Source organism: Streptomyces sp. NPDC031426 (genome assembly GCF_055581585.1).
This window is the reverse complement of sequence record NZ_JBVIJE010000014.1, coordinates 145,017-163,015: the sequence shown is the minus strand read 5'-3', so window position 1 is coordinate 163,015 and position 17,999 is coordinate 145,017. Positions and strand designations below refer to the sequence as shown.

Annotated in this window: 17 protein-coding genes and 1 pseudogene; 8 read left to right on the top strand and 10 right to left on the bottom strand. The window is 72.4% G+C overall.

Going from position 1 to position 17,999, the window contains the following annotated elements; translation table 11 throughout:
- The first annotated feature begins 35 nt into the window (after window positions 1–35).
- Complete coding sequence (locus ACZ5NH_RS27800; protein WP_468778974.1) at window positions 36–971, top strand: hypothetical protein; 936 nt, start codon at window positions 36–38, stop codon at window positions 969–971.
- Window positions 972–2,104: 1,133 nt separating this feature from the next.
- On the opposite strand, the gene ACZ5NH_RS27795 is transcribed toward ACZ5NH_RS27800, so the two are convergent.
- The gene (locus ACZ5NH_RS27795) at window positions 2,105–3,712 is read right to left on the bottom strand and encodes a FadD3 family acyl-CoA ligase (RefSeq protein ID WP_468778973.1); all 1,608 of its coding nucleotides are present in this window, start codon (window positions 3,710–3,712) and stop codon (window positions 2,105–2,107) included.
- Between the two features lie 88 nt (window positions 3,713–3,800).
- Here ACZ5NH_RS27795 and ACZ5NH_RS27790 point away from each other — a divergent pair, with 88 nt between their 5' ends.
- From ACZ5NH_RS27790 to ACZ5NH_RS27780, 3 genes are read left to right on the top strand one after another with little or no spacing between them, the layout of a single operon-like run.
- A complete protein-coding gene (locus ACZ5NH_RS27790; RefSeq protein WP_468778971.1) occupies window positions 3,801–4,955 on the top strand; it encodes a lipid-transfer protein in 1,155 nt (384 codons plus the stop codon).
- A 27-nt stretch (window positions 4,956–4,982) separates the two neighbouring features.
- On the top strand, window positions 4,983–5,393 hold the full coding sequence (locus ACZ5NH_RS27785) for a Zn-ribbon domain-containing OB-fold protein (RefSeq protein WP_468778969.1): 411 nt from the start codon (window positions 4,983–4,985) through the stop codon (window positions 5,391–5,393).
- Window positions 5,390–6,166, top strand: coding sequence for an enoyl-CoA hydratase/isomerase family protein (locus ACZ5NH_RS27780; protein ID WP_468778967.1), 777 nt, complete (start codon window positions 5,390–5,392; stop codon window positions 6,164–6,166). Before ACZ5NH_RS27785 ends, ACZ5NH_RS27780 begins: the two co-directional genes overlap by 4 nt.
- A gap of 130 nt (window positions 6,167–6,296) precedes the next feature.
- Here the strand turns inward: ACZ5NH_RS27780 and afsK are convergent, their stop codons facing one another.
- Both afsK and kbpA read right to left on the bottom strand, forming a co-directional pair.
- Entirely contained in the window at window positions 6,297–8,639 is a 2,343-nt protein-coding gene (afsK, locus tag ACZ5NH_RS27775; RefSeq protein WP_468778965.1) for a protein serine/threonine kinase AfsK, read from the bottom strand.
- 179 nt (window positions 8,640–8,818) lie between these two features.
- Window positions 8,819–9,493, bottom strand: coding sequence for an AfsK-binding protein KbpA (gene kbpA, locus ACZ5NH_RS27770; protein WP_468779056.1), 675 nt, complete (start codon window positions 9,491–9,493; stop codon window positions 8,819–8,821).
- A gap of 254 nt (window positions 9,494–9,747) precedes the next feature.
- Between kbpA and ACZ5NH_RS27765 the strand changes: the two genes are divergently transcribed.
- Complete coding sequence (locus ACZ5NH_RS27765; protein ID WP_468779054.1) at window positions 9,748–10,383, top strand: TetR family transcriptional regulator; 636 nt, start codon at window positions 9,748–9,750, stop codon at window positions 10,381–10,383.
- A 103-nt stretch (window positions 10,384–10,486) separates the two neighbouring features.
- Here ACZ5NH_RS27765 and ACZ5NH_RS27760 read toward each other — a convergent pair whose 3' ends face one another.
- The gene (locus ACZ5NH_RS27760) at window positions 10,487–10,939 is read right to left on the bottom strand and encodes an Lrp/AsnC family transcriptional regulator (protein WP_228623186.1); all 453 of its coding nucleotides are present in this window, start codon (window positions 10,937–10,939) and stop codon (window positions 10,487–10,489) included.
- 82 nt (window positions 10,940–11,021) lie between these two features.
- On the opposite strand from ACZ5NH_RS27760, the gene ACZ5NH_RS27755 reads away from it, so the two are divergent.
- Window positions 11,022–11,639, top strand: a complete 618-nt coding sequence (locus tag ACZ5NH_RS27755) for a LysE family translocator (protein ID WP_388630391.1) — start codon at window positions 11,022–11,024, stop codon at window positions 11,637–11,639.
- 87 nt (window positions 11,640–11,726) lie between these two features.
- On the opposite strand, the gene ACZ5NH_RS27750 is transcribed toward ACZ5NH_RS27755, so the two are convergent.
- Both ACZ5NH_RS27750 and ACZ5NH_RS27745 read right to left on the bottom strand, forming a co-directional pair.
- Window positions 11,727–12,200 (bottom strand): nitroreductase family deazaflavin-dependent oxidoreductase, encoded by a 474-nt coding sequence (locus ACZ5NH_RS27750; RefSeq protein ID WP_468778962.1) that lies wholly within the window; start codon window positions 12,198–12,200, stop codon window positions 11,727–11,729.
- Window positions 12,197–13,444 carry an acyl-CoA dehydrogenase family protein gene (locus ACZ5NH_RS27745; protein WP_468778960.1) on the bottom strand — a complete coding sequence of 416 codons (1,248 nt, stop codon included), beginning with the start codon at window positions 13,442–13,444 and terminating at the stop codon, window positions 12,197–12,199. The genes ACZ5NH_RS27750 and ACZ5NH_RS27745 overlap by 4 nt, the downstream gene beginning before the upstream one ends.
- A gap of 75 nt (window positions 13,445–13,519) precedes the next feature.
- On the opposite strand from ACZ5NH_RS27745, the gene ACZ5NH_RS27740 reads away from it, so the two are divergent.
- Entirely contained in the window at window positions 13,520–14,689 is a 1,170-nt protein-coding gene (locus ACZ5NH_RS27740; protein WP_468778958.1) for a thiolase C-terminal domain-containing protein, read from the top strand.
- A gap of 10 nt (window positions 14,690–14,699) precedes the next feature.
- On the opposite strand, the gene ACZ5NH_RS27735 is transcribed toward ACZ5NH_RS27740, so the two are convergent.
- Window positions 14,700–14,915 carry a CorA family divalent cation transporter gene (locus tag ACZ5NH_RS27735; RefSeq protein ID WP_468778956.1) on the bottom strand — a complete coding sequence of 72 codons (216 nt, stop codon included), beginning with the start codon at window positions 14,913–14,915 and terminating at the stop codon, window positions 14,700–14,702.
- Between the two features lie 163 nt (window positions 14,916–15,078).
- On the opposite strand from ACZ5NH_RS27735, the gene ACZ5NH_RS27730 reads away from it, so the two are divergent.
- Window positions 15,079–15,744, top strand: coding sequence for a pyridoxine/pyridoxamine 5'-phosphate oxidase (locus tag ACZ5NH_RS27730; protein WP_450982978.1), 666 nt, complete (start codon window positions 15,079–15,081; stop codon window positions 15,742–15,744).
- A gap of 25 nt (window positions 15,745–15,769) precedes the next feature.
- On the opposite strand, the gene ACZ5NH_RS27725 is transcribed toward ACZ5NH_RS27730, so the two are convergent.
- The 3 genes and pseudogenes from ACZ5NH_RS27725 to ACZ5NH_RS27715 form a co-directional block, all read right to left on the bottom strand.
- Window positions 15,770–16,630 carry a GNAT family N-acetyltransferase gene (locus ACZ5NH_RS27725; protein ID WP_468778954.1) on the bottom strand — a complete coding sequence of 287 codons (861 nt, stop codon included), beginning with the start codon at window positions 16,628–16,630 and terminating at the stop codon, window positions 15,770–15,772.
- A 404-nt stretch (window positions 16,631–17,034) separates the two neighbouring features.
- Window positions 17,035–17,427: pseudogene (locus ACZ5NH_RS27720) on the bottom strand (Zn-ribbon domain-containing OB-fold protein); the annotation flags it as partial.
- Window positions 17,427–17,876 carry a DoxX family membrane protein gene (locus ACZ5NH_RS27715; RefSeq protein ID WP_451552875.1) on the bottom strand — a complete coding sequence of 150 codons (450 nt, stop codon included), beginning with the start codon at window positions 17,874–17,876 and terminating at the stop codon, window positions 17,427–17,429. The gene ACZ5NH_RS27715 and the pseudogene ACZ5NH_RS27720, both read right to left, overlap by 1 nt.
- Window positions 17,877–17,999 lie beyond the last annotated feature (123 nt).

Below are 17,999 nucleotides of genomic sequence, written 5' to 3'. Positions count from 1 at the left end.
GAGCGGCAAGTCGCGGATTCTGCGATCTTGCCGGGGTGGAGCGGACGGAGTTGAGGGCGCTGGCGAACCGGGGCGTCCTGCTCACCTCACGTGCCGTGGAGGCCGGCTGGCCCCGGCGCAGTCTCACGCGTGCGCTGCGGGCAGAGGGCTGGACCCGGCTGCGGCAGGGCGCCTGGGCCGAGCCAGGGCGGGACCCGGACCTCCTCACTCACCTCCGGGCCGTGCTGCTCCGCGAACCCCGGTTGATCGTGAGCCACGGTTCAGCGGCTGCCCTCTGGCGGGTCGAGATGCTCGGGGACGGCCACAGGAGGCCGCTGGAGTTCATCGACCCGCAGCTCACCGTCCGCGGTGTGAGCGAGGGCGTGCGCGTCCACCGGATGCCGCTCAGCACGAGGGACGTGGTGGAACGGCAGGGGTTACGGCTCACCAACCCCACCCGCACGCTCGCCGACCTGCTCAGGCGCGGCCCGAGGGACGAGGCGATCGTCGCCGTGGACTCGGCGCTGACGTACCGCAGAGTCGGGCGGGTCCGTCGCGCACCGCTCACGAAGCCGGACGAGATCGCCGCAGCACTTGAGACGACGCTGAAGGGGTCGGCCCGGGCCCGGAACTGGCTGCGTCTGACCGACCCGCTCGCCGGTTCCCCCGCCGAGACGGTTGCCCGACTGCGCATGTACGACGCCGACCTGCATCCTGAGAGCCAGGCCGAGCTACGCACCCCGGACGGCAGTCGCCGCGTCGTCGACTTCCTGTTCAGGGCGGCAGGGCTGGCGGTGGAGATCGAGGGATACGCCTACCACGGAACCCGTGACGCCCATCGAAGGGACGTTGCCCGCTTCAACCAGATCTTGAGGTGTCCGGAGATCCGCAGCCTCCTCCGCTTCAGCGCCGAGGACGTTTTCCACCGCCCTGAGTACATGGTCGAGGAGATCAGGGCCACCCTGGCTGCCCTGGCCGGCGTTTCCCAGTAACCGTGGGGCCGCCCGCTTCTTCGGCCAGTGTCGTGCTTCCGCGAGGTGAGTCAAGGGCGCTGCGTTCCGCTGCGCTCCACTCCGCGTCGGCTTCGCCGATGGCCCTCCGGGCCACCCTTGACACACCTCGCTCCAGCACGGGGAAGAAGCGAGCGAGCGGCCCGGAAAGACGGGCGACCTGGCGGGGTTTGCGCTGTGGGTCGGCTGCTTTCTGGGCCGGGGTTGACGGGCGCGCCCGCGCCTCGCCTGCACGCCGGGTGGGATCGGCGACTTGCGGTGAGTGGGTGGGGCGCGCCAGGGGGGGTGGGGGCCCGCCGGGTCGGGTTGGCGGCTTGCGGGAGAAGAGGGGCGGCGCGCCAGCCCGGTGGCGGCACGCCGGGTCGGGTTGGCGGCTTACGGGAGAAGAGGGGCGGCGCGCCAGCCCGGTGGCGGCCCGCCGGGTCGGGTTGGCGGCTAACAGCAAGTTGAGGGGATCGCAGCCCGCGAGGGTCGGCCCAGCGGCACGGGAACCGGGCATCTGAGGGCCCCGAAGGTGGGGACGGCGGGGAATGGCATCTTTGGGCACTGTCGTCCTCAGTGGACGGCGGGTCAGCTCCTCCAGGCGGGCTCACCGGCTGGCCCAAGTCTGCCGATTGCTCGGCTCCCCGTGGCCCCTGGGGCTGGTGTGGCATAAGGGGCGCCCCTGAGGCCGCCTGCCGCCCAAGTTGGCCTCCAGAGCGCCCAGTTGCCCCGCCTAGCGCCGACCTGCCGCCCGCACGCCGGACCGACCACCTCGCGCGCCGCCCACCCACAACCGAGAGGCGCCAACCCCGCCTGGCGCCCCGACCACCCCTCGCGCCCCCGACCACCCAGCGCGAGCCGCCAACCCCACCCGGCGTCCATGCGAGGCGCGACCGCGCCCCCTCCGCCAAGGCCGCGAACGCAGCCGACCCAAGGGCCCAACAAGGTTCAGCCGGCCACTCCCCCGGCCGCTCGCTCGCTTCTCCCCCGTGCTGGAGCGAGGTGGGTCAAGGGTGGCCCGGAGGGCCATCGCCGAAGGCGACGCGCAGCGCCCCTGACGCACCTCGCGGAAGCACGACACTGACCAAGAAGCGGGCGGCCCCACGGTCACTTCACGGCGCCGGAAGTGCAACTCACCCCCGCCCCCGCAAAATCCCCTTCACCACCTTCCCGCTCGCGTTCCGTGGGAGTTCCGGCACGAACTCGACCGCCCTCGGCACCTTGTAGTTGGCCATCTCGCGGCGGGACCACGCGATCAGGTCGTCCGAGGTCAGCGTCGAATCCGGCCTGCGCACCACGAACGCCTTGGCGACCTCGCCCAGCCGTGCGTCCGGTACGCCGATCACGGCCGCCTCGCGCACATCCGGGTGGAGGGCGAGCAACTGCTCTATCTCCGCCGGGTACGCGTTGAAGCCGCCCACGATGAACATGTCCTTGATGCGGTCCGTGATGCGCAGGTTGCCCGCCTCGTCCAGGACGCCCACGTCGCCTGTCCTCAGCCAGCCGTCGGGGGAGATGGCCTCGGCCGTCGCCGCCGGGTCGTCGTAGTAGCCGCGCATGACGTTGAAGCCGCGGACCAGGATCTCGCCCGCCTCGCCGGGCCGTACCGGCGTGCCCTTCGCGTCCACCAGCCGTATCCGCGTCCCCGGGATCGCCCGGCCGGAGGTCGACGCGATCACCGACGGCTCGTCGCCGCGCCGGCACATCGTGACGATGCCGCTCGCCTCCGAGAGTCCGTACGCCGTGAGGACCGTGTCCACGCCCAGTTCGGCGCGCAGGCGTTCCACCAGACGGAGTGGCACGACCGCCGCTCCCGTCACCACCAGACGCAGCGCCGAGAGGTCGTGGGCGTCCCTGGACGGGTGGTCCAGCAATGACTGCAGGAGGGTGGGCGGGCCGGGCAGCACCGAGATGCGCTCCGCCGCCATGTTCACCAATGCCGTCTCCACGCTGAACACCGGCTGCGGGATCATCGTCGCCCCGCGCATCAGGCAGGCGATCACCCCGGCCTTGTAGCCGAAGGTGTGGAAGAAGGGGTTGATGATCAAGTAGCGGTCGCCCGACCGCAGTCCTGCCAGGTCCGACCAGATCTCGTACGCCCGGAGGGTCTGGGTGTGCGTGATGACCGCGCCCTTGGGGCGGCCCGTCGTACCCGAGGTGTAGACGATGTCCGACGGCGCCGCACCCGCCAACTCGCCCAGCCGCAACCTGACTTCGGCCGAACCCACCCCCTCCCCTCCCGCCAGGAAGTCCTTCCACGTGCGGAAGTCCGGTGGCGCGTCCTCCGACAGGACCACCACCTCCTCCAGCTCCGGCAGGCCCGGTAGCGGGCCACGGCCGTGCGGCACCCCCTCCCCCGCCGCCCGCCGCAGGCTCGCCACGTACGACGCGCCCAGGAAGGTGCCCGTCACGAAGAGCAGCCGCGCTCCGCTGCGGCGCAGTACGTCCGCCGCCTCCGTTCCCTTGAAGCGGGTGTTGAGCGGGACGAGGACCGCGCCCGCCGTCACCGCGCCGAGGGCCGACACGATCCAGTCCAGGGAGTTGGGGGCCCAGACCGCGACCCGGTCGCCCACCCGCACCCCGCTCGCCAGGCAGGCCGCAGCCGCGCGCTCGACGCGGGCGCCCAGTTCGGCGTACGTGATCCTGGTACGACCCTCGACCACCGCCTCCGTGTCCGCGTACCGCTCGGCCGACCACCGGACCAGACCGGGGATGGTGTCGATGGTGTCCCAGTCGCTCATCACAGGCCCCCTGCACCGCATAGCTGACTGCCCGTCAGATTAGCTGTAATCTGACGCCCTGTCAGGACGTAGGGTTGAGGGGGACGCCATGGCAGTAACCGGGCTCAAGGACGCCACCGCCATCGTCGGGATCGGGCAGACCGCGTTCGCCAAGCGCCTTCCGGAGGACGAGAAGACGCTCGCCTGCCGGGCCGTGCTCGCCGCGCTCGACGACGCGGGGATCGCGCCCGGTGAGGTCGACGGGCTCGCCTCCTACACCATGGAGGAGACCGACGAGGTGGAGCTCGCCAAGGCCGTCGGGTTCGGGGATCTCACCTTCTTCAGCAAAGCCCCGTACGGCGGCGGTGGTTCCTGCGCCACCGTCGCGCATCTAGCCGCCGCCATCGCCTCCGGGCAGGCCACCGTCGGGGTCGCCTGGCGGTCGCGGAAGCGGGGCAGCGGGGCCCGGCCATGGGCCAATACGGCCGTCCAACTGCCCACTCCCGCCCAGTGGACCCGGCCCTTCGGGCTCCTGCGCCCCGTCGACGAGATCGCCATGCTCGCCCGCCGCTACATGCACGAGTACGGCGCCACCCGCGACCACCTCTTCAACGTCGCCCTCGCCTGCCGGAACCGGGCCAACCAGAACCCGGCCGCCATGATGTACGAACGGCCGCTCACCCGCGAGATGTACATGACCTCGCGCTGGATCAGCGAGCCGCTCTGCCTCTTCGACAACTGCCTGGAGACGGACGGGGCCCTCGCCTGTGTCCTCGTGTCCGAAGAGCGCGCCCGGGACTGCCGTGCCAAGCCCGTGTACGTCCACTCCGCCGCCCAGGGACTGCCCGCCCAGCACCACGGCATGGTCAACTACTGGAACGACGACCCCCTCACCGGGCCCGCCTGGACCGCCGCCCGGCATCTGTGGAAGCACGCCGACTTCACGCCGGACGACGTCGACGTGGCGCAGATCTACGACGCCTTCAGCGTCCTCATACCGCTCTCGCTGGAGGGCTACGGCTTCTGCGGAAGAGGAGACGGGGGCGCCTTCACCGAGGGAGGAGCCCTGGAGATCGGGGGGCGGCTGCCCCTCAACACCAGCGGGGGCGGGCTCTCCGAGGCCTACGTCCATGGCTTCAACCTCATCAACGAAGGGGTGAGGCAACTGCGCGGGACCAGCACCGCCCAGGTGCCCGGCGCCGCCACCTGTCTGGTCACGGCCGGCGAAGGCGTACCCACCTCCGCCCTGCTGCTGCGGAACTGAGGCACTGCGGACACTGAGGAGCCGATCATGCTGACCCCCGTCACCGACACCGACGGCGCCCCCTTCTGGCAATACGCCGCCCGGGGTGAACTGCGCGTCCAGGCCTGCGGCGACTGCCATGAACCCCGCTTCCCGCCCCGGCCCTGCTGCCCGCACTGCCAGTCCTTCGCGAGCGAGTGGCGGCTCACCAGCGGACGTGGACGGATCTGGTCGTACGTCGTGCCGCATCCGCCCCTCCTCCCCGATTACGCCGAACAGGCGCCGTACAACGTCGTCGTGGTGGAGCTGGCGGACTGCCCCCGGATCCGGCTGGTCGGCAACGTGGTGCGCCACGCCGGCGCACCCCTCGGCTCGCTCGATCCGCAGCGCATCCGGATCGGCGCCCGGGTGCACGTCGTCTTCGGCGACGGCGGGCTGCCGCAGTGGGTGCTCGCGTGAGCGCCGTACGGGTCGACGCCGACAAGGACAGCGGGGTCGCCGTCGTCACCCTGGACCGGCCGCACCGGCTCAACGCCATCGACCTGGACATGGCTCGCGAACTCGGCACGGTCTGGCGGGCGTTGCGGTTCGACGACTCCGTGCGGGCCGTCGTGCTCACCGGGGGCGGGGAGCGGGCGTTCTGTACCGGGATAGACCGGGACGTCGTCGTGCCGCAGCCCTCGTCGCCGTACATGCAGGACGATCCGCTGCTGACCGTCGGGCCGAAGGCCAGCGGCCTGTGGAAGCCGGTGGTGGCCGCCGTGCGGGGGATGGCCTGCGGGGGTGCCTTCTATCTGCTGGGCGAGTGCGAGTTCGTCGTCGCCGATCCGACGGCCGTCTTCTTCGATCCGCACACCTCGTACGGCATGGTCAGCGCCTACGAGTCGATGCTGATGGCGGCGCGGATGCCGTACGGGGAGGTGGCCCGGATGATGCTCATGGGGACCGCCGAGCGGATCTCCGCGCGACGGGCCCGGGAGATCGGGCTGGTCTCCGAAGTGACGGAGGAGGGTGGTGCGTTGGCGGCCGCCGTGCGGTGTGCCTCCGTCATCGCCGGGTATCCGGCGGAGGGGGTGCAGGGGACCGTGCGGGCGCTGTGGGCGGCGCGGGAGGCCGCCCTGGCCCAGGCGTTCGCGCAGGCCCCGCCGCTCGTCGCCCTGGGCAATCTGCCCGTCGAACGGCAGGCGGAGCTGTTCCGCAACAGGGGCCGCACCGCGCCGCGGACACGGTGAGTGACCGCATGGCGGGGAACGCGCACCCGGGGTAGCGTCAGCCCTGGGACGGCCGCCGTCCGGAGCCCTTCCGTGACACACCGGTACGACGGCCGTCGCACACCTCGTCAGGCCCTCCCCGGTGCGCGCCTCACGAGGTCCGAGCCGTCCCCGTCCCCTTCTCCGCGTCCAGGGCGTACACGCACCGGTCCTTGCTGCACGCGTACACCACTCCGTCCTTGACCACCGGGGAACCGGTGATCTCGCCGCCGGTCGCCAGCTTCCAGCGCAGGCGGCCGTCGTCGGACTTCAGGGTGTAGAGCAGGTGGTCCGTGGAGCCGAAGTGGATACGGCCCTCCGCCACCGCGGGGGCGCCCACGACGTCGCCGCCCGCCTGGAAGCGCCACTTGGGCGTGCCCGTGACCGCGTCCAGGGTGTACAGGCCCTTGCCGCTGCCGACGTGTACGTGCCCGGCGGCGACCAGGACCGGCTCGATCGACGAACGTGCCTCCGTCGCGATGCGCCAGCGGTCGCGGCCGTCGGTGGCGTCGAGGGCGTAGACGGTGCCCAGGTAGTCCGCGAGGTAGATGCCACCGCCCGTCACCGCCGGGCCGGGGGCGAAGGCCGGCGGGCTGAGGAAGACCGCGGGGGCCTCGAAGTGCCAGCGGACCATGCCGCTCGCCGCCTCGACGGCGAGGACACGGGTGCCGGCGGAGACGTACACGTAACCGTCGGGGGCGGGGGTCAGGCGGACCGGCACGCCGCCGCAGGAGGCCGCGTCGCCGACCGGGTACGACCAGCGCTCCTCGCCGGTGCGGGCCTCCAGGGCGCGCAGCCGGGCGTCCTGCCAGACGTAGACCGTGCCGTCGTGGACGAGGGGACCGGCTTCCGGGGACTCGAAGTCGGTCTGGCAGCCGGCGATCTCCCACAGCTTCTGGCCGTTGGACGCCTCCCAGGCCTGGACGCCGCCGCCGCGGGTGCCGGTGACGACCGTGCCGTGGTCGGCCTTGAGGGAGTACACCCAGGCGTCCGTGGACAGCCGCCACAGGTCGGTGCCCTCGCGGGCGTCCAGGGCGAACAGGGTCGGTCCGTCGGAGGCGTGGATACGGCCGTCCGCCACGGACATCGACCAGGCGACGTCCCGGGTCTTGAAGCGGCGCCGGCCGGTGGCCACGTCCAGGGCGTGCACCTCGAAGGAGGTGACGTAGACCATGTCGCCGTCGACGGCAGGGGTGCCCCAGACCTCGTTGGACATGCGGAACCGCCAGGGCCGCCAGCCGCTCGCGGTCTCCGGGGGCTGGGGCGGGACGTTCGGGTCGGGGCCGGTGACGCCGGGACGGGGACGGGACCAGCTGGCGACCAGGCCGGCCTCCGGCGGGGGTGCCTTGACGGCGGCGGCGCGGGCGTCGGCGACGCGCGGACCGGGGCCGATGGGCACCTGGGCGCCGGCGAGGCGGACCGGGCCGGTGTCGGGCGCGGCGGAGGGGGCGCCGACGGGCACGGGGGCCGGGGGGTCGTACGGGGGCGGCGGGGGTACGGCCGCGCGGCCGCCGCTCCTGGGCCCGCCGGTGGTGACCGGGGCGGGCTTGACGGCGGGGCGGCCGCCGCGGCGGGCCTCGATGAGGGCGACGGCCTTCTCGGGCAGCCAGGCGGAGGCGGTGCCGCTGTCGTCGGAGCCGGAGCCGAAGAGATGGGGCGCGAGCTGGGCCTGGAGGTCGGCCGGGGTGGGCCGGGCGGTGGCCTCCATCTGCATGCAGACCTCGATGAGCGGGCGCAGCTCGTCGGGCAGGCCGGTGAGGTCCGGGCCCTCGCGCAGCAGCATGAAGACGGTCTCGACCGGGTTGGCGCCGTGGAAGGGCGGGTGGCCGGTGGCCGCGAAGACCAGCATGGAGCCGAGCGAGAAGACGTCGCTGGCGCCGGTGACGCTGCGGGAGTCCTTGGCCTGCTCGGGGGACATGTAGGCGGGGGTGCCGACGGCGACGTTCGTCATGGTCAGCCGGGTGTTGGAGACACCGGAGGCGATGCCGAAGTCGATCACCCGGGGGCCGTCCTCGACCACGAGCACGTTGGACGGCTTGAGGTCGCGGTGGACCAGCCCCGCGCCATGGATGGACTGGAGGGCCTCCGCCACTCCCGCGGCGAGCCAGCGCACGGCCTGGGCCGGGAGCGGCCCGCAGTCGTTCACTATCTCCTCGAGCGAGGGCGCCGGGACGTACGCCGTCGCCAGCCAGGGCACGGCGGCGCGCGGGTCGGCGTCGACCACGGCCGCCGTGTAGAAGCCGGAGACCGCGCGGGCCGCCTCCACCTCGCGGGTGAAGCGCACCCGGAAGAGCTGGTCCTCGGCCAGCTCGGTGCGCACCGTCTTGATCGCCACGCGCCGGCCGGACGCCGAGCGCGCGAGATAGACCAGCCCCATGCCGCCGGCGCCCAGCCGGCCCAGCACCTCGAACGGCCCGATCCGCCGCGGATCGTGCTGCGTCAGCTGATCCACCACTTGCCTGCCACCTCCCCGTACGAGCCGCGCCACCCACATATGTACGCGACCGAAGTGCAGCGTCTCACCACCGCACCGCCAAGGCGGCACGCACCCCAGATTCTTCCTGGCCGGGCGGCTGGTTGCGAACCCGGGGATATTCGGGGTGTCTCAGTACCTACCCTGCCGAAACGGACGGATCAGCGCTGCAACAGTGCGAACGACGCCCCCTGATTGTCGGTGACGACGGCCACTCGTCCGTACGACGTCTCGAAGGGTGGCGCCTGCACCCGGCCGCCGAGCCGCTGCACGGCCCCGAGGGCGTCGTCCAGCCCGGTGACGCGGAAGTGGGTCAGGAAGTGGGGGGGCATTTCGGCCGGGAAGACGTCGGTGACCTCGGCACGGCCGAAGTCGGGCCGGGCGTGGGCGCCGAACAGGGCGTCGTGGAAGAGGCCGCCGTAGAAGGCGTTGGCGGCGGCGGTGTCCCGGGTGTACAGCTGGGCCCAGACGAAGGTGCCGGGCTCGTGCCGCCGTCCGAAGCCCCGGTGCCGGCCCGGCTGCCACAGCCCGAACACCGCCCCCTCGGTATCGGTGGCGAGCGCGGCGACCCCGAGGTCGCCCACCGGGAACGGGGCCATGACCACCTGCCCGCCGGCCGCGGTGATCCGCCGGCCGAGGGCCTCGGCGTCCGGGGTGGCGAAGGACACCGTCCAGACGGTGGGCATACGGCCGTCGATCTTGGGGGCGAGCGAGGCGACGAGCTGCCCCTCCAGCCGCGCCCACACCGAGGAGCCGTAGGCGTCCTCGAAGGTCCACCCGAAGAGCTCACCGTAGAACCGCTTGCCCGCCTCGACGTCGGCGAGCTGGGCGTCCACCCAGCAGGGCACACCTTCCCCGTAGGCCTCTTCCGCCTCTACCACTTCTGCCTCTATCACCTCTTCCGCCTCTTCCGCCTCTTCCGCCCCTTCGTGCCCGGATGCCCAGTTTTCGGCCATGCCGTCAAAGTAACCGGGCCGCACGCACCGCGCAGACCAGGCACACCACCCTCAGAGCACCCGTGCACCCCATTTGCAGTCGGCCGAATCGCGCTCCGATCACCCCTCGGTAAGCTGACGGCATGACAGGACAAGTGCGTACCGTCGACGGCCGCGTGGCCGGCCGGCGTGGGCAGGCGACCCGGCAGAAGCTGCTCGACTGCCTCAGCGAGATGCTCAGCTCCTCCCCCTACCGGGACGTCAAGGTCATCGATGTCGCCCGGAAGGCGGGAACTTCACCCGCGACCTTCTACCAGTACTTCCCCGACGTCGAAGGCGCCGTCCTGGAGATCGCCGATCAAATGGCGGCCGAGGGCGCGGAATTGACCGAACTACTCCAGGGGCGGTCCTGGGCCGGCAAGTCGGGCTGGCAGACCGCACAGGAACTCGTGGACGGGTTCCTGGAATTCTGGCGCAAGAACGACGCGATCCTGCGGGTCGTCGACCTCGGCGCGGCCGAGGGGGACAAACGGTTCTACAAGATCCGCATGAAGATCCTGAACTCGGTGAACAACTCCCTCGCGGAGTCCATCACCGAGTTGCAGTCCAAGGGCAGGGTCGACAAGGACGTGAATCCGGCGGCGGTGGCCGGCTCCCTGGTCGCGATGCTCGCGGCGGTGGCGGCACACCAGAAGGGCTTCTCGACCTGGGGTGTGAAGCAGGCCGAACTCAAGCCGAACCTGGCGCTGTTGGTGCACCTGGGTGTGACCGGGAAGAAGCCGAGCAAGTAACACGCGGCCCCTGTAACCCCTTTTTTTCCTTAACCTCCAAGTCCTGTCTGTCAGGCGGCGGTTCGCTCGCGTTCTCGCGCGCGGTGAGCCACCGCCTGCACTGCTATGCGGGCAGTGGACGGTCCCGTACGACGTGCTTCATCACCAGCGTCGAGGTGAGCCGCTGCACCCCCGGCAGGGTCGCCAGCCGCTCGTCGTACAGCCGCTGGAAGGCCGCGAGGTCGGCGGTCGCCACCCGGAGCAGATAGTCGGGCTCGCCGAACAGCCGCTGGGCGTCGAGCACGTGCTCCAGCTCGCCGACCGCCCGCTCGAACTCGGCGACCGTGTCCCGGTCCTCCTGGCGCATCGACACGAAGACCAGCGCCTCGAAGGTCAGCCCGAGCGCCGCCGCGTCCACCACCGCCCGGTAGCCCTGGATGGCACCGGAGCGCTCCAGCTCACGCAGCCGGCGGTGGCAGGGCGAGACGCTGAGGCGCACCCGGGCGGCCAGCTCGGTCACGGTCAGCCGCCCGTCCTGCTGCAGCTCGGCAAGGATTTTTCGGTCCACGTCGTCCATGGGGCAGATCTTGCCTCATAACCCGCAGTTGCGGGCAAATTTCGGAAACACTTTCGGGCCATTCACGCCTAATGTCCCCACCATGGACTCGGGACTGCTCTTCTCCTTCCTCGCCGTGGACCTGCTGCTGGTGTGCGTGCCGGGCGCCGACTGGGCGTATGTGATCGCGACCGCGCTGCGCCGTGGCTCGGCGCCGCGCGCGGTGGCCGGCCTGGTCTGCGGCTATGCCCTGCACACGGTTCTGGCGACGGCGGGCCTCGCGGTCCTGGTGGCGGGCTCGCCGAGGCTGCTGACCGCCCTGACGATGGCGGGCGCGGGTTACCTGCTGTGGCTCGGCTGGAGTGTGCTGCGCCGCCCGGCGGTGCCGGGGGCCGCGGAGGAGGCCTCCCCCGACGGGCGGCTCTTCCTCCGCGGCGCCACGATCAGCGGCCTCAACCCCAAGGGTCTGCTGCTCTACCTCTCCGTCCTCCCCCAGTTCCTCACCCTGCGCGGCGCCCACCTGCCCGTCCCCGTCCAGACGGCAACCCTCGGTCTGCTCCACATGGCCTGCTGCGCGGCCGTCTACCTCGGCGTCGGCGCGTTGTCGCGTGCGCTGCTCTCCGCCAGGCCGACCGCGGCTCGGGCGGTGACGCGGACTTCGGGGGCGGCGATGCTGGGCATCGGCGCGGTTCTCCTGGCGGAGCGCCTGGCCACGTTGTAAGTTCGGCCGTCTTTCGGCTGGGGGTCCGTCGTGGTTGCTCGCGCCCACGCGCCGGTAGCCGCATATCAGACGCAGCCCCGCGCCCCTTCAGGGCGCTTGAGTGAGCCGGAACAGACGGATTTGCCTCGTCACCCGGGCCTGGTAGGTGGCGTACGGCGGCCAGAACGCCAGCAGCGCCTGCCAGGCCTCCGCCCGCTCCTCCCCCGCGAGCAGCCGGGCGGTGACGGGAATGTCCTGCCCCTTCCAGCTGATCGACGCCTCCGGGTGGGCGAGCAGATTGTGGCTCCAGGCTGGATGCCCGGGCCGCCCGAAGTTGGAGCCGACCAGCAGCCAGCTCTTGCCGTCGTCCTGCGGCATGCAGGCCAGCGGGGTGCGGCGGAGCTGTCCGCTGCGGGCGCCGGTGGAGGTGAGGATCAGTCCCGGCAGCATCTGGGTGCTGAGCAGGTACCGCCCCCCGGTGAGCCGGTGGACCGCCCGGTCGAGGGCCGGGATCACATGGGGCGCGACCTTCGCGAACCAGCGCGTCGAGGACACCCTCTGCACCATCCGGACGCCGATCACACCGTCACCTCGCCGCCCGCGAAGAGACCGGCGACCTCGGCGGCCCGGTCCCGCAGCCGGTGCACCGGCCCGAACAGCAGCTCGTCCCCGGCGGCCCGCTTGAAGTACAGCTGGGCGTCGTGCTCCCAGGTGAACCCGATCCCCCCGTGCAGTTGGATTCCCTCACCGGCGGCCCCCCGGAGCGCCTCCAGGGCGTGCGCGAGCGCGAGCCCCCCGGATCGCTCCGTCTGAGCGCCGGACCCGCAAGCCGCCGACGGCGAGGACTGCGCCGAAGGCGAAGCCGAGGCGATGGCGCCGGCGCCCCACGCGGAGCAGTACGCGGCCGACCGAGCCGCCTGCACCCCCACATACACATCGGCCAGCCGATGCTTCACCGCCTGGAAGGACCCCACGGGCCGCCCGAACTGCTCGCGCTGCCCGACGTACGCCACGGTCCGCTCCAGCACCCGTTCCGCCGCCCCGACGGCCTCACAGGCGAGCACGGCGGCGACCCGGTCCCCCAGGGCGGCGAACGCGGGCAACACGTCCACCTCCTCCTCGCCGAGCAAGTCGGCGCGCACATCGCGCAGTTGGACGCGCCCCTGCGGCCGGGTCGCGTCGAGCGCGGTCTGCCGGGCGCGTACGACACCGGACGCGTCCCCGGCCACCAGGAACAGCAGGGTCCGCGACCGCGCGAAGCCCCCGGTGTGCGCGGCGACGAGCAGCAGCCCCGCACTGTGCCCGTCCAGCACCTGGTCGACCTGCCCGTACAGCCGCCAGTCACCGTCGGCCCGCCGCGCCTGGACACCGCCGGCCCGGCCGCCACCGGCGGCGAAGGTGCCGTTGTCGCAGGTCAGCGCGAGGGCCGTGGTCAGGGCCGGGCCGGGGACGGCGAGGGCGGCGGTGAGGGTGCCGGCGGCCAGGCGGGGCAGCAGTTCGGCGCGCTGGGCGTCGGTGCCGAGGGCGAGGACCAGCGGGGCGGTGAGGACGGAGGTGGCGAGCAGCGGGGAGGGAGCGAGCGCCCGGCCGGTCTCCTCGCAGGCGAGGGCCAGTTCGGTGAGAGAGCAGCCGACCCCGCCGTACCGCTCGGGCAGGGCGAGCCCGGGCAGGCCGAGCTGGTCGGCGAGGGCCGACCACAGGAGGGGGTCGTGTCCGGCCGGGCTGTCGACGGCGGTCCGCAGCTCGGGCGAGCCGCACCGCTTGTGCAGCAGCTCGCGCAGGGTGCGGCGGATCTCGTCCTGCTCGGCGGTGAGGCGGGTGTCCATGGCCTTCCCTCCATATCTGACGGGGCGTCATATTAGGGGGGGCGGAATGAGATGCACAGAGGCAGGAGCCCTCGCATGAGTCGTGGCACCCGGAAGGTCGCCGTGGTCGGAGTAGCCCTCTCCGACTGCGGACGCGTGGCCGACGCCACCCCGTACACCCTGCACGCGCAGGCGGCCCGCCGCGCCCTCGCGGACGCGGGGCTCGACCGCGCCCGGGTCGACGGCCTCGCCTCCGCGGGCCTCGGCACGCTGGCCCCGGTGGAGGTGGCCGAGTATCTGGGCCTGTGCCCCACCTGGGTGGACTCCACCTCGGTCGGCGGCTCGACCTGGGAGGTCATGGCGGCGCACGCGGCGGACGCGATAGCCGCGGGCCACGCCAACGCCGTCCTCCTCGTCTACGGCTCGACGGCCCGCGCGGACATCAAGGCCGGCCGCCGGACGGGCGACCTCTCCTTCGGCGCTCGCGGCCCCCTCCAGTTCGAGGTCCCCTACGGCCACACCCTGATCGCGAAGTACGCGATGGCCGCCCGCCGTCACATGATCGAACACGGCACGACCGTCGAGCAGTTGGCCGAGGTCGCGGTCCAGGCCCGGGCCAACGCGGCGCTGAACCCGGAGGCGATGTTCCGCGACCCGATCACGGTCGACGAGGTCCTGGCCGGCCCAGTGATCGCCGACCCCTTCACCAAGCTGCACTGCTGTCTGCGCTCGGACGGCGGCGCGGCGGTCCTGCTGGCGGCCGAGGAGTACGTACGGGACTGCCGTACGGCCCCCGTCTGGATCCTCGGCGCCGGGGAGCACGTCTCGCACGCGGCGATGTCCGAGTGGCCGGACTTCACGGTGTCCCCGGCGGCGGTCAGCGGGCGACTGGCCTTCGAGCGGGCGGGCGTGGGACCTCAGGAGATGGACTTCGCGCAGATCTACGACGCCTTCACCTACATGACCCTGGTGACCCTGGAGGACCTGGGCTTCTGCGGGAAGGGCGAGGGCGGGGCGTTCGTGCAGAAGGGCCGGCTGCTGGTGCGGGGCGGGGAGCTGCCGGTGAACACGGACGGGGGCGGCCTGTCGGCCCAACACCCCGGTATGCGCGGGCTGTTCCTGCTCGTGGAGGCGGTACGGCAACTGCGCGGGGAGGCCGGGGAACGGCAGGTGCGCACGCGGGACGGGCAGCTGCCGAGGCTGGGGGTGGCGTCCGGGACGGGGGGCTGGTTCTGCTCCTCGGGGACTGTGGTGCTGGGCCGGTGAGGGTCCCTCCTCAGTCCTCGTCCAGCAGCCGGCGCCAGATGCGGGTGCGGTGCAGGACGTAGACGGGGCCCAACAGGACGACCGCCTGCAGCCCCACGGCGAGCAGCCAGAACTCGTCCCTGGTCTCCAGCCTGTTCGTCAGGAACGTGAAGTTCATGCCGAAGAACCCGGTGATGAACGACAGCGGCAGGAAGATCACCGGCATCATCACCACCGTTACGATCATCGCCCCTCACCGTCATTCCCGAGCCCGTGGCTCCGAGCGTCCCCGCGCTCCGCCGCGCCCGCACCCGGAATCACTCGTGTGCGTCGCGGGAGGACTGCCGAACGGATGGCGGCCCGGTCGCACCCGCCCGCACCGACCGCGGCCCGGTGGCGATACTCGGCACATGGAAACGGATCTCCACGCAACTCTGAGGTCGCTGCGGGTATGGGACCCGGACGTCACGGACCTGCGCCCCTTCGACCCGGACACCGCCCCGCCGACCCCGCTGCCCCTGTTCACGAGCTGGTTCGCGGACGCGGTGGCGGCCGGGCAGCCGGAGCCGCACACGATGTCGCTGGCCACGGTGGACGAGGAGGGCCGGCCGGACGTACGGATCGTGATGCTGCACGGCGCCGACGCGGACGGCTGGGCCTTCGGCACCCACGCCACGAGCCGCAAGGGCCGGGCCCTGAGCGCACACCCCCAGGCCGCCCTGGCCTTCTACTGGCCGGTGCTGGGCCGCCAGGTGCGGGTGCGCGGGCCGGTGACCGCGGCGCCGTCCCGGGACAGCCAGGCGGACCTGCAGGCCCGCTCGACGGGGGCGCTGGCCGCGGCGCTCACCGGGCGGCAGAGCGAGGAGCTGTCCTCACTGGCCGAGCTGCGGCGGGCGTCCGAGGCGGCGTGGGAGCGGGCGCGCGAGCACCCCGACGAGCCGTCGCCCACCTGGACGCTGTACCGGCTGCGACCGGAGACGGTGGAGTTCTTCCAGGGGGACGCGGAGCGACGGCATGTCCGACTGGAGTACCGGAGCACGGGGTTCGGGTGGAGCCGGACGTTGCTCTGGCCTTGAGCCGGGACACGCCCACCCGCCGGCGTCAGCCGCCGAACCGCCACACGCTGAAGTCCGCCACCGGCCGGTAGCCGATCCGCTGGTACAGCCCGTTGCTCGTCGGGTTGTCGAGGTCGGTGAAGAGGAGGATCTCCTGGACGCCCGCCGCCCGCGCGGTCCGGCTCACCTCCGCCGTGACCGCGCCGGCGTATCCGCGTCCGCGCAGGTCGGCCGGGGTGTAGACGGGGGCGACACGGACCTGGCCGGCCGTTTCGGGGGTGGCTCCGGCCATGGCGAGCGGGGTGCCGTCGCCGGTTTCCCAGAGGGTGACGCCACCGTAGGAGATACGGGCGTCGGCCCAGTTGCCGGGGTCCTGGCCGACGCCGCCGGTGATCTCCCCGAACTCCTCGAACCAGCGGATCAGCAGATGCCGGTCCGCCGGGCCGGCGATCCGCGCCCGCCCCTGCGGCCGGGGCTCCGGTACGGTCAACTCGCCCAGGCGGTAGAGCCGTTGCCGCTTGTCGACGGCGACCGCCGCACCGGTGCGCCGCTCCCAGGCCGCCGCGAAGGACTCCGTCGCGTCCTTCGGCCCGGAGACCCCGGGGAGTGAGCGGCCCAGCTCGGCGAACCGGACCGCCAGGGCGTCGGCCTCCTGCGGGGTGAGCGCGGTGACGTTGATCTGGAAGGGCGGGGTGTGGAGCAGGGCGGCCCGTACCATGCCGTCGTCCGCTTCCAGCAGGCCGAAGAGGGGCGCTTCCTTGCCGTAGAGATGCAGCCCGCGCCGCCGCAGCGCGTCCGTCACCGTCAGCGGCACCGTGTGCAGTGCGGGGCGGGAGCGCAGGAAGCCGCCCGCGCGGGCGAGGAACTCGTCCAGGTCTTCGGTGAGATACCAGTTCTCAGGGCGCATACGGCCATGATCGGCGCCACCGCTGGGAAGGCACACCGGTTTTCCTACGGCAGCCCAGCCCTCATGGGCGCCACATCGGCCCCCTGCCGCAGCTCAGCCTCCGGACCGAACCCCGGCTCCCCTCCGCAGCTCAACCCCAACCCGCGGACCGAATCCCGGCTCCCCTCCGCAGCTCAACCCCAACCCGCGGACCGAATCCCGGCTCCCCCTCCGCAGCTCAACCCCACCCCCCGGACCGAATCCCGGCTCCCCTCCGCAACTCAGCCCCCCAGACCGAACCCCAGCTCCCCCTCCGCAGCTCGACCCCAACCCCCGGACCGGCAGCTCAACCCCCTGGGCCGAACCCCCGGCCCCCTCCCCAGCTCATCCCCAGACCGAACCCCGGCCCCCCCACCCACCCCAGCTCCCCCCGGACGAAACACCGCCACCCCCTCCACGAACGTCGCCCGCAGCGGCAGACCGGCTCGTAGGTCCGCGGCCGCGCACTCCACCACCTGTGTCATCATCCGCGGGCCCTCCGCCAGATCGACCACCGCGGCCACGTACGGCGTGCGCTCGCGGAAGGGCGGCAGGTCGTTGCGGTGGACGGTGGACCAGGTGTAGAGCACGGCCCGGCCGCTCGCCTCCTCCCAGGTCACCTCCTCGCTCCAGCAGTGCGGGCAGAACTCGCGCGGGTAGTGGTGGGCGAGGCCGCAGGCCCCGCAGCGGCGGATCAGCAGCCGGCTCCGCGCGGCCGCCTCCCAGTAGGGGCGGGTGAAGGCGTCGGGCTCCGGAAGGTCGTAGCGCACCTCGGCCATCAGAACCACCCCAGCCACGCGTCGATCGACCAGGTCTGCCACGCCATCCCGAAGAACCCGACGAGCGAGATGAGCGCCATCATCGAGTTCTGCCCCTGCTCGGCCCAGTCGTGGATCATCAGGACGAAGTAGATCGCGTTCAGCAGCAGCCCGCCCAGCAACGCGATCGGGGTCAGAAGGCCGAGGATCAGGCCGAGGCCGAGGGAGAGTTCGGCGTAGGCGACGACGTACGCCATCAGCTTCGGGTACGGCTCGACCACCGTCCCGAACCCCTTCCGCACCGGCGTCCAGCGGTGCTTCCCCGCGATCTCCGCCGCCCACGCGATGCCGCTGCCCCGCTCGAACCAGGCCTTCTTGTCCTTGTGCCGCCAGCTCTCCAGCCACCACAGACCGAGCCCGATCCGCAGCACCGCCAGCCACTGAGCGCCGTCCAGCCATATGGAGTCCATAAAACTGACGGTACGTCAGATCGGCGGCGATGCCCACCTGTGAGCCCACGCCGTACCGCCACAACCAGGCGCCCTACGCCACCGGCCCCACCCACTCCTCCTACATCCGTGATCAATCCGCAA

What these genes read in the sequence shown, in the direction of transcription:
- ACZ5NH_RS27795 (WP_468778973.1), bottom strand. Translation starts at nt 3,712, where the DNA reads ATGAGCGACTGGGACACCATCGACACCATCCCCGGTCTGGTCCGGTGG.
- ACZ5NH_RS27790 (WP_468778971.1), top strand. Translation starts at nt 3,801, where the DNA reads ATGGCAGTAACCGGGCTCAAGGACGCCACCGCCATCGTCGGGATCGGG.
- ACZ5NH_RS27785 (WP_468778969.1), top strand. Translation starts at nt 4,983, where the DNA reads ATGCTGACCCCCGTCACCGACACCGACGGCGCCCCCTTCTGGCAATAC.
- ACZ5NH_RS27760 (WP_228623186.1), bottom strand. Translation starts at nt 10,939, where the DNA reads ATGGACGACGTGGACCGAAAAATCCTTGCCGAGCTGCAGCAGGACGGG.
- ACZ5NH_RS27755 (WP_388630391.1), top strand. Translation starts at nt 11,022, where the DNA reads ATGGACTCGGGACTGCTCTTCTCCTTCCTCGCCGTGGACCTGCTGCTG.
- ACZ5NH_RS27745 (WP_468778960.1), bottom strand. Translation starts at nt 13,444, where the DNA reads ATGGACACCCGCCTCACCGCCGAGCAGGACGAGATCCGCCGCACCCTG.
- ACZ5NH_RS27740 (WP_468778958.1), top strand. Translation starts at nt 13,520, where the DNA reads ATGAGTCGTGGCACCCGGAAGGTCGCCGTGGTCGGAGTAGCCCTCTCC.
- ACZ5NH_RS27735 (WP_468778956.1), bottom strand. Translation starts at nt 14,915, where the DNA reads ATGATCGTAACGGTGGTGATGATGCCGGTGATCTTCCTGCCGCTGTCG.
- ACZ5NH_RS27730 (WP_450982978.1), top strand. Translation starts at nt 15,079, where the DNA reads ATGGAAACGGATCTCCACGCAACTCTGAGGTCGCTGCGGGTATGGGAC.
- ACZ5NH_RS27725 (WP_468778954.1), bottom strand. Translation starts at nt 16,630, where the DNA reads ATGCGCCCTGAGAACTGGTATCTCACCGAAGACCTGGACGAGTTCCTC.
- ACZ5NH_RS27715 (WP_451552875.1), bottom strand. Translation starts at nt 17,876, where the DNA reads ATGGACTCCATATGGCTGGACGGCGCTCAGTGGCTGGCGGTGCTGCGG.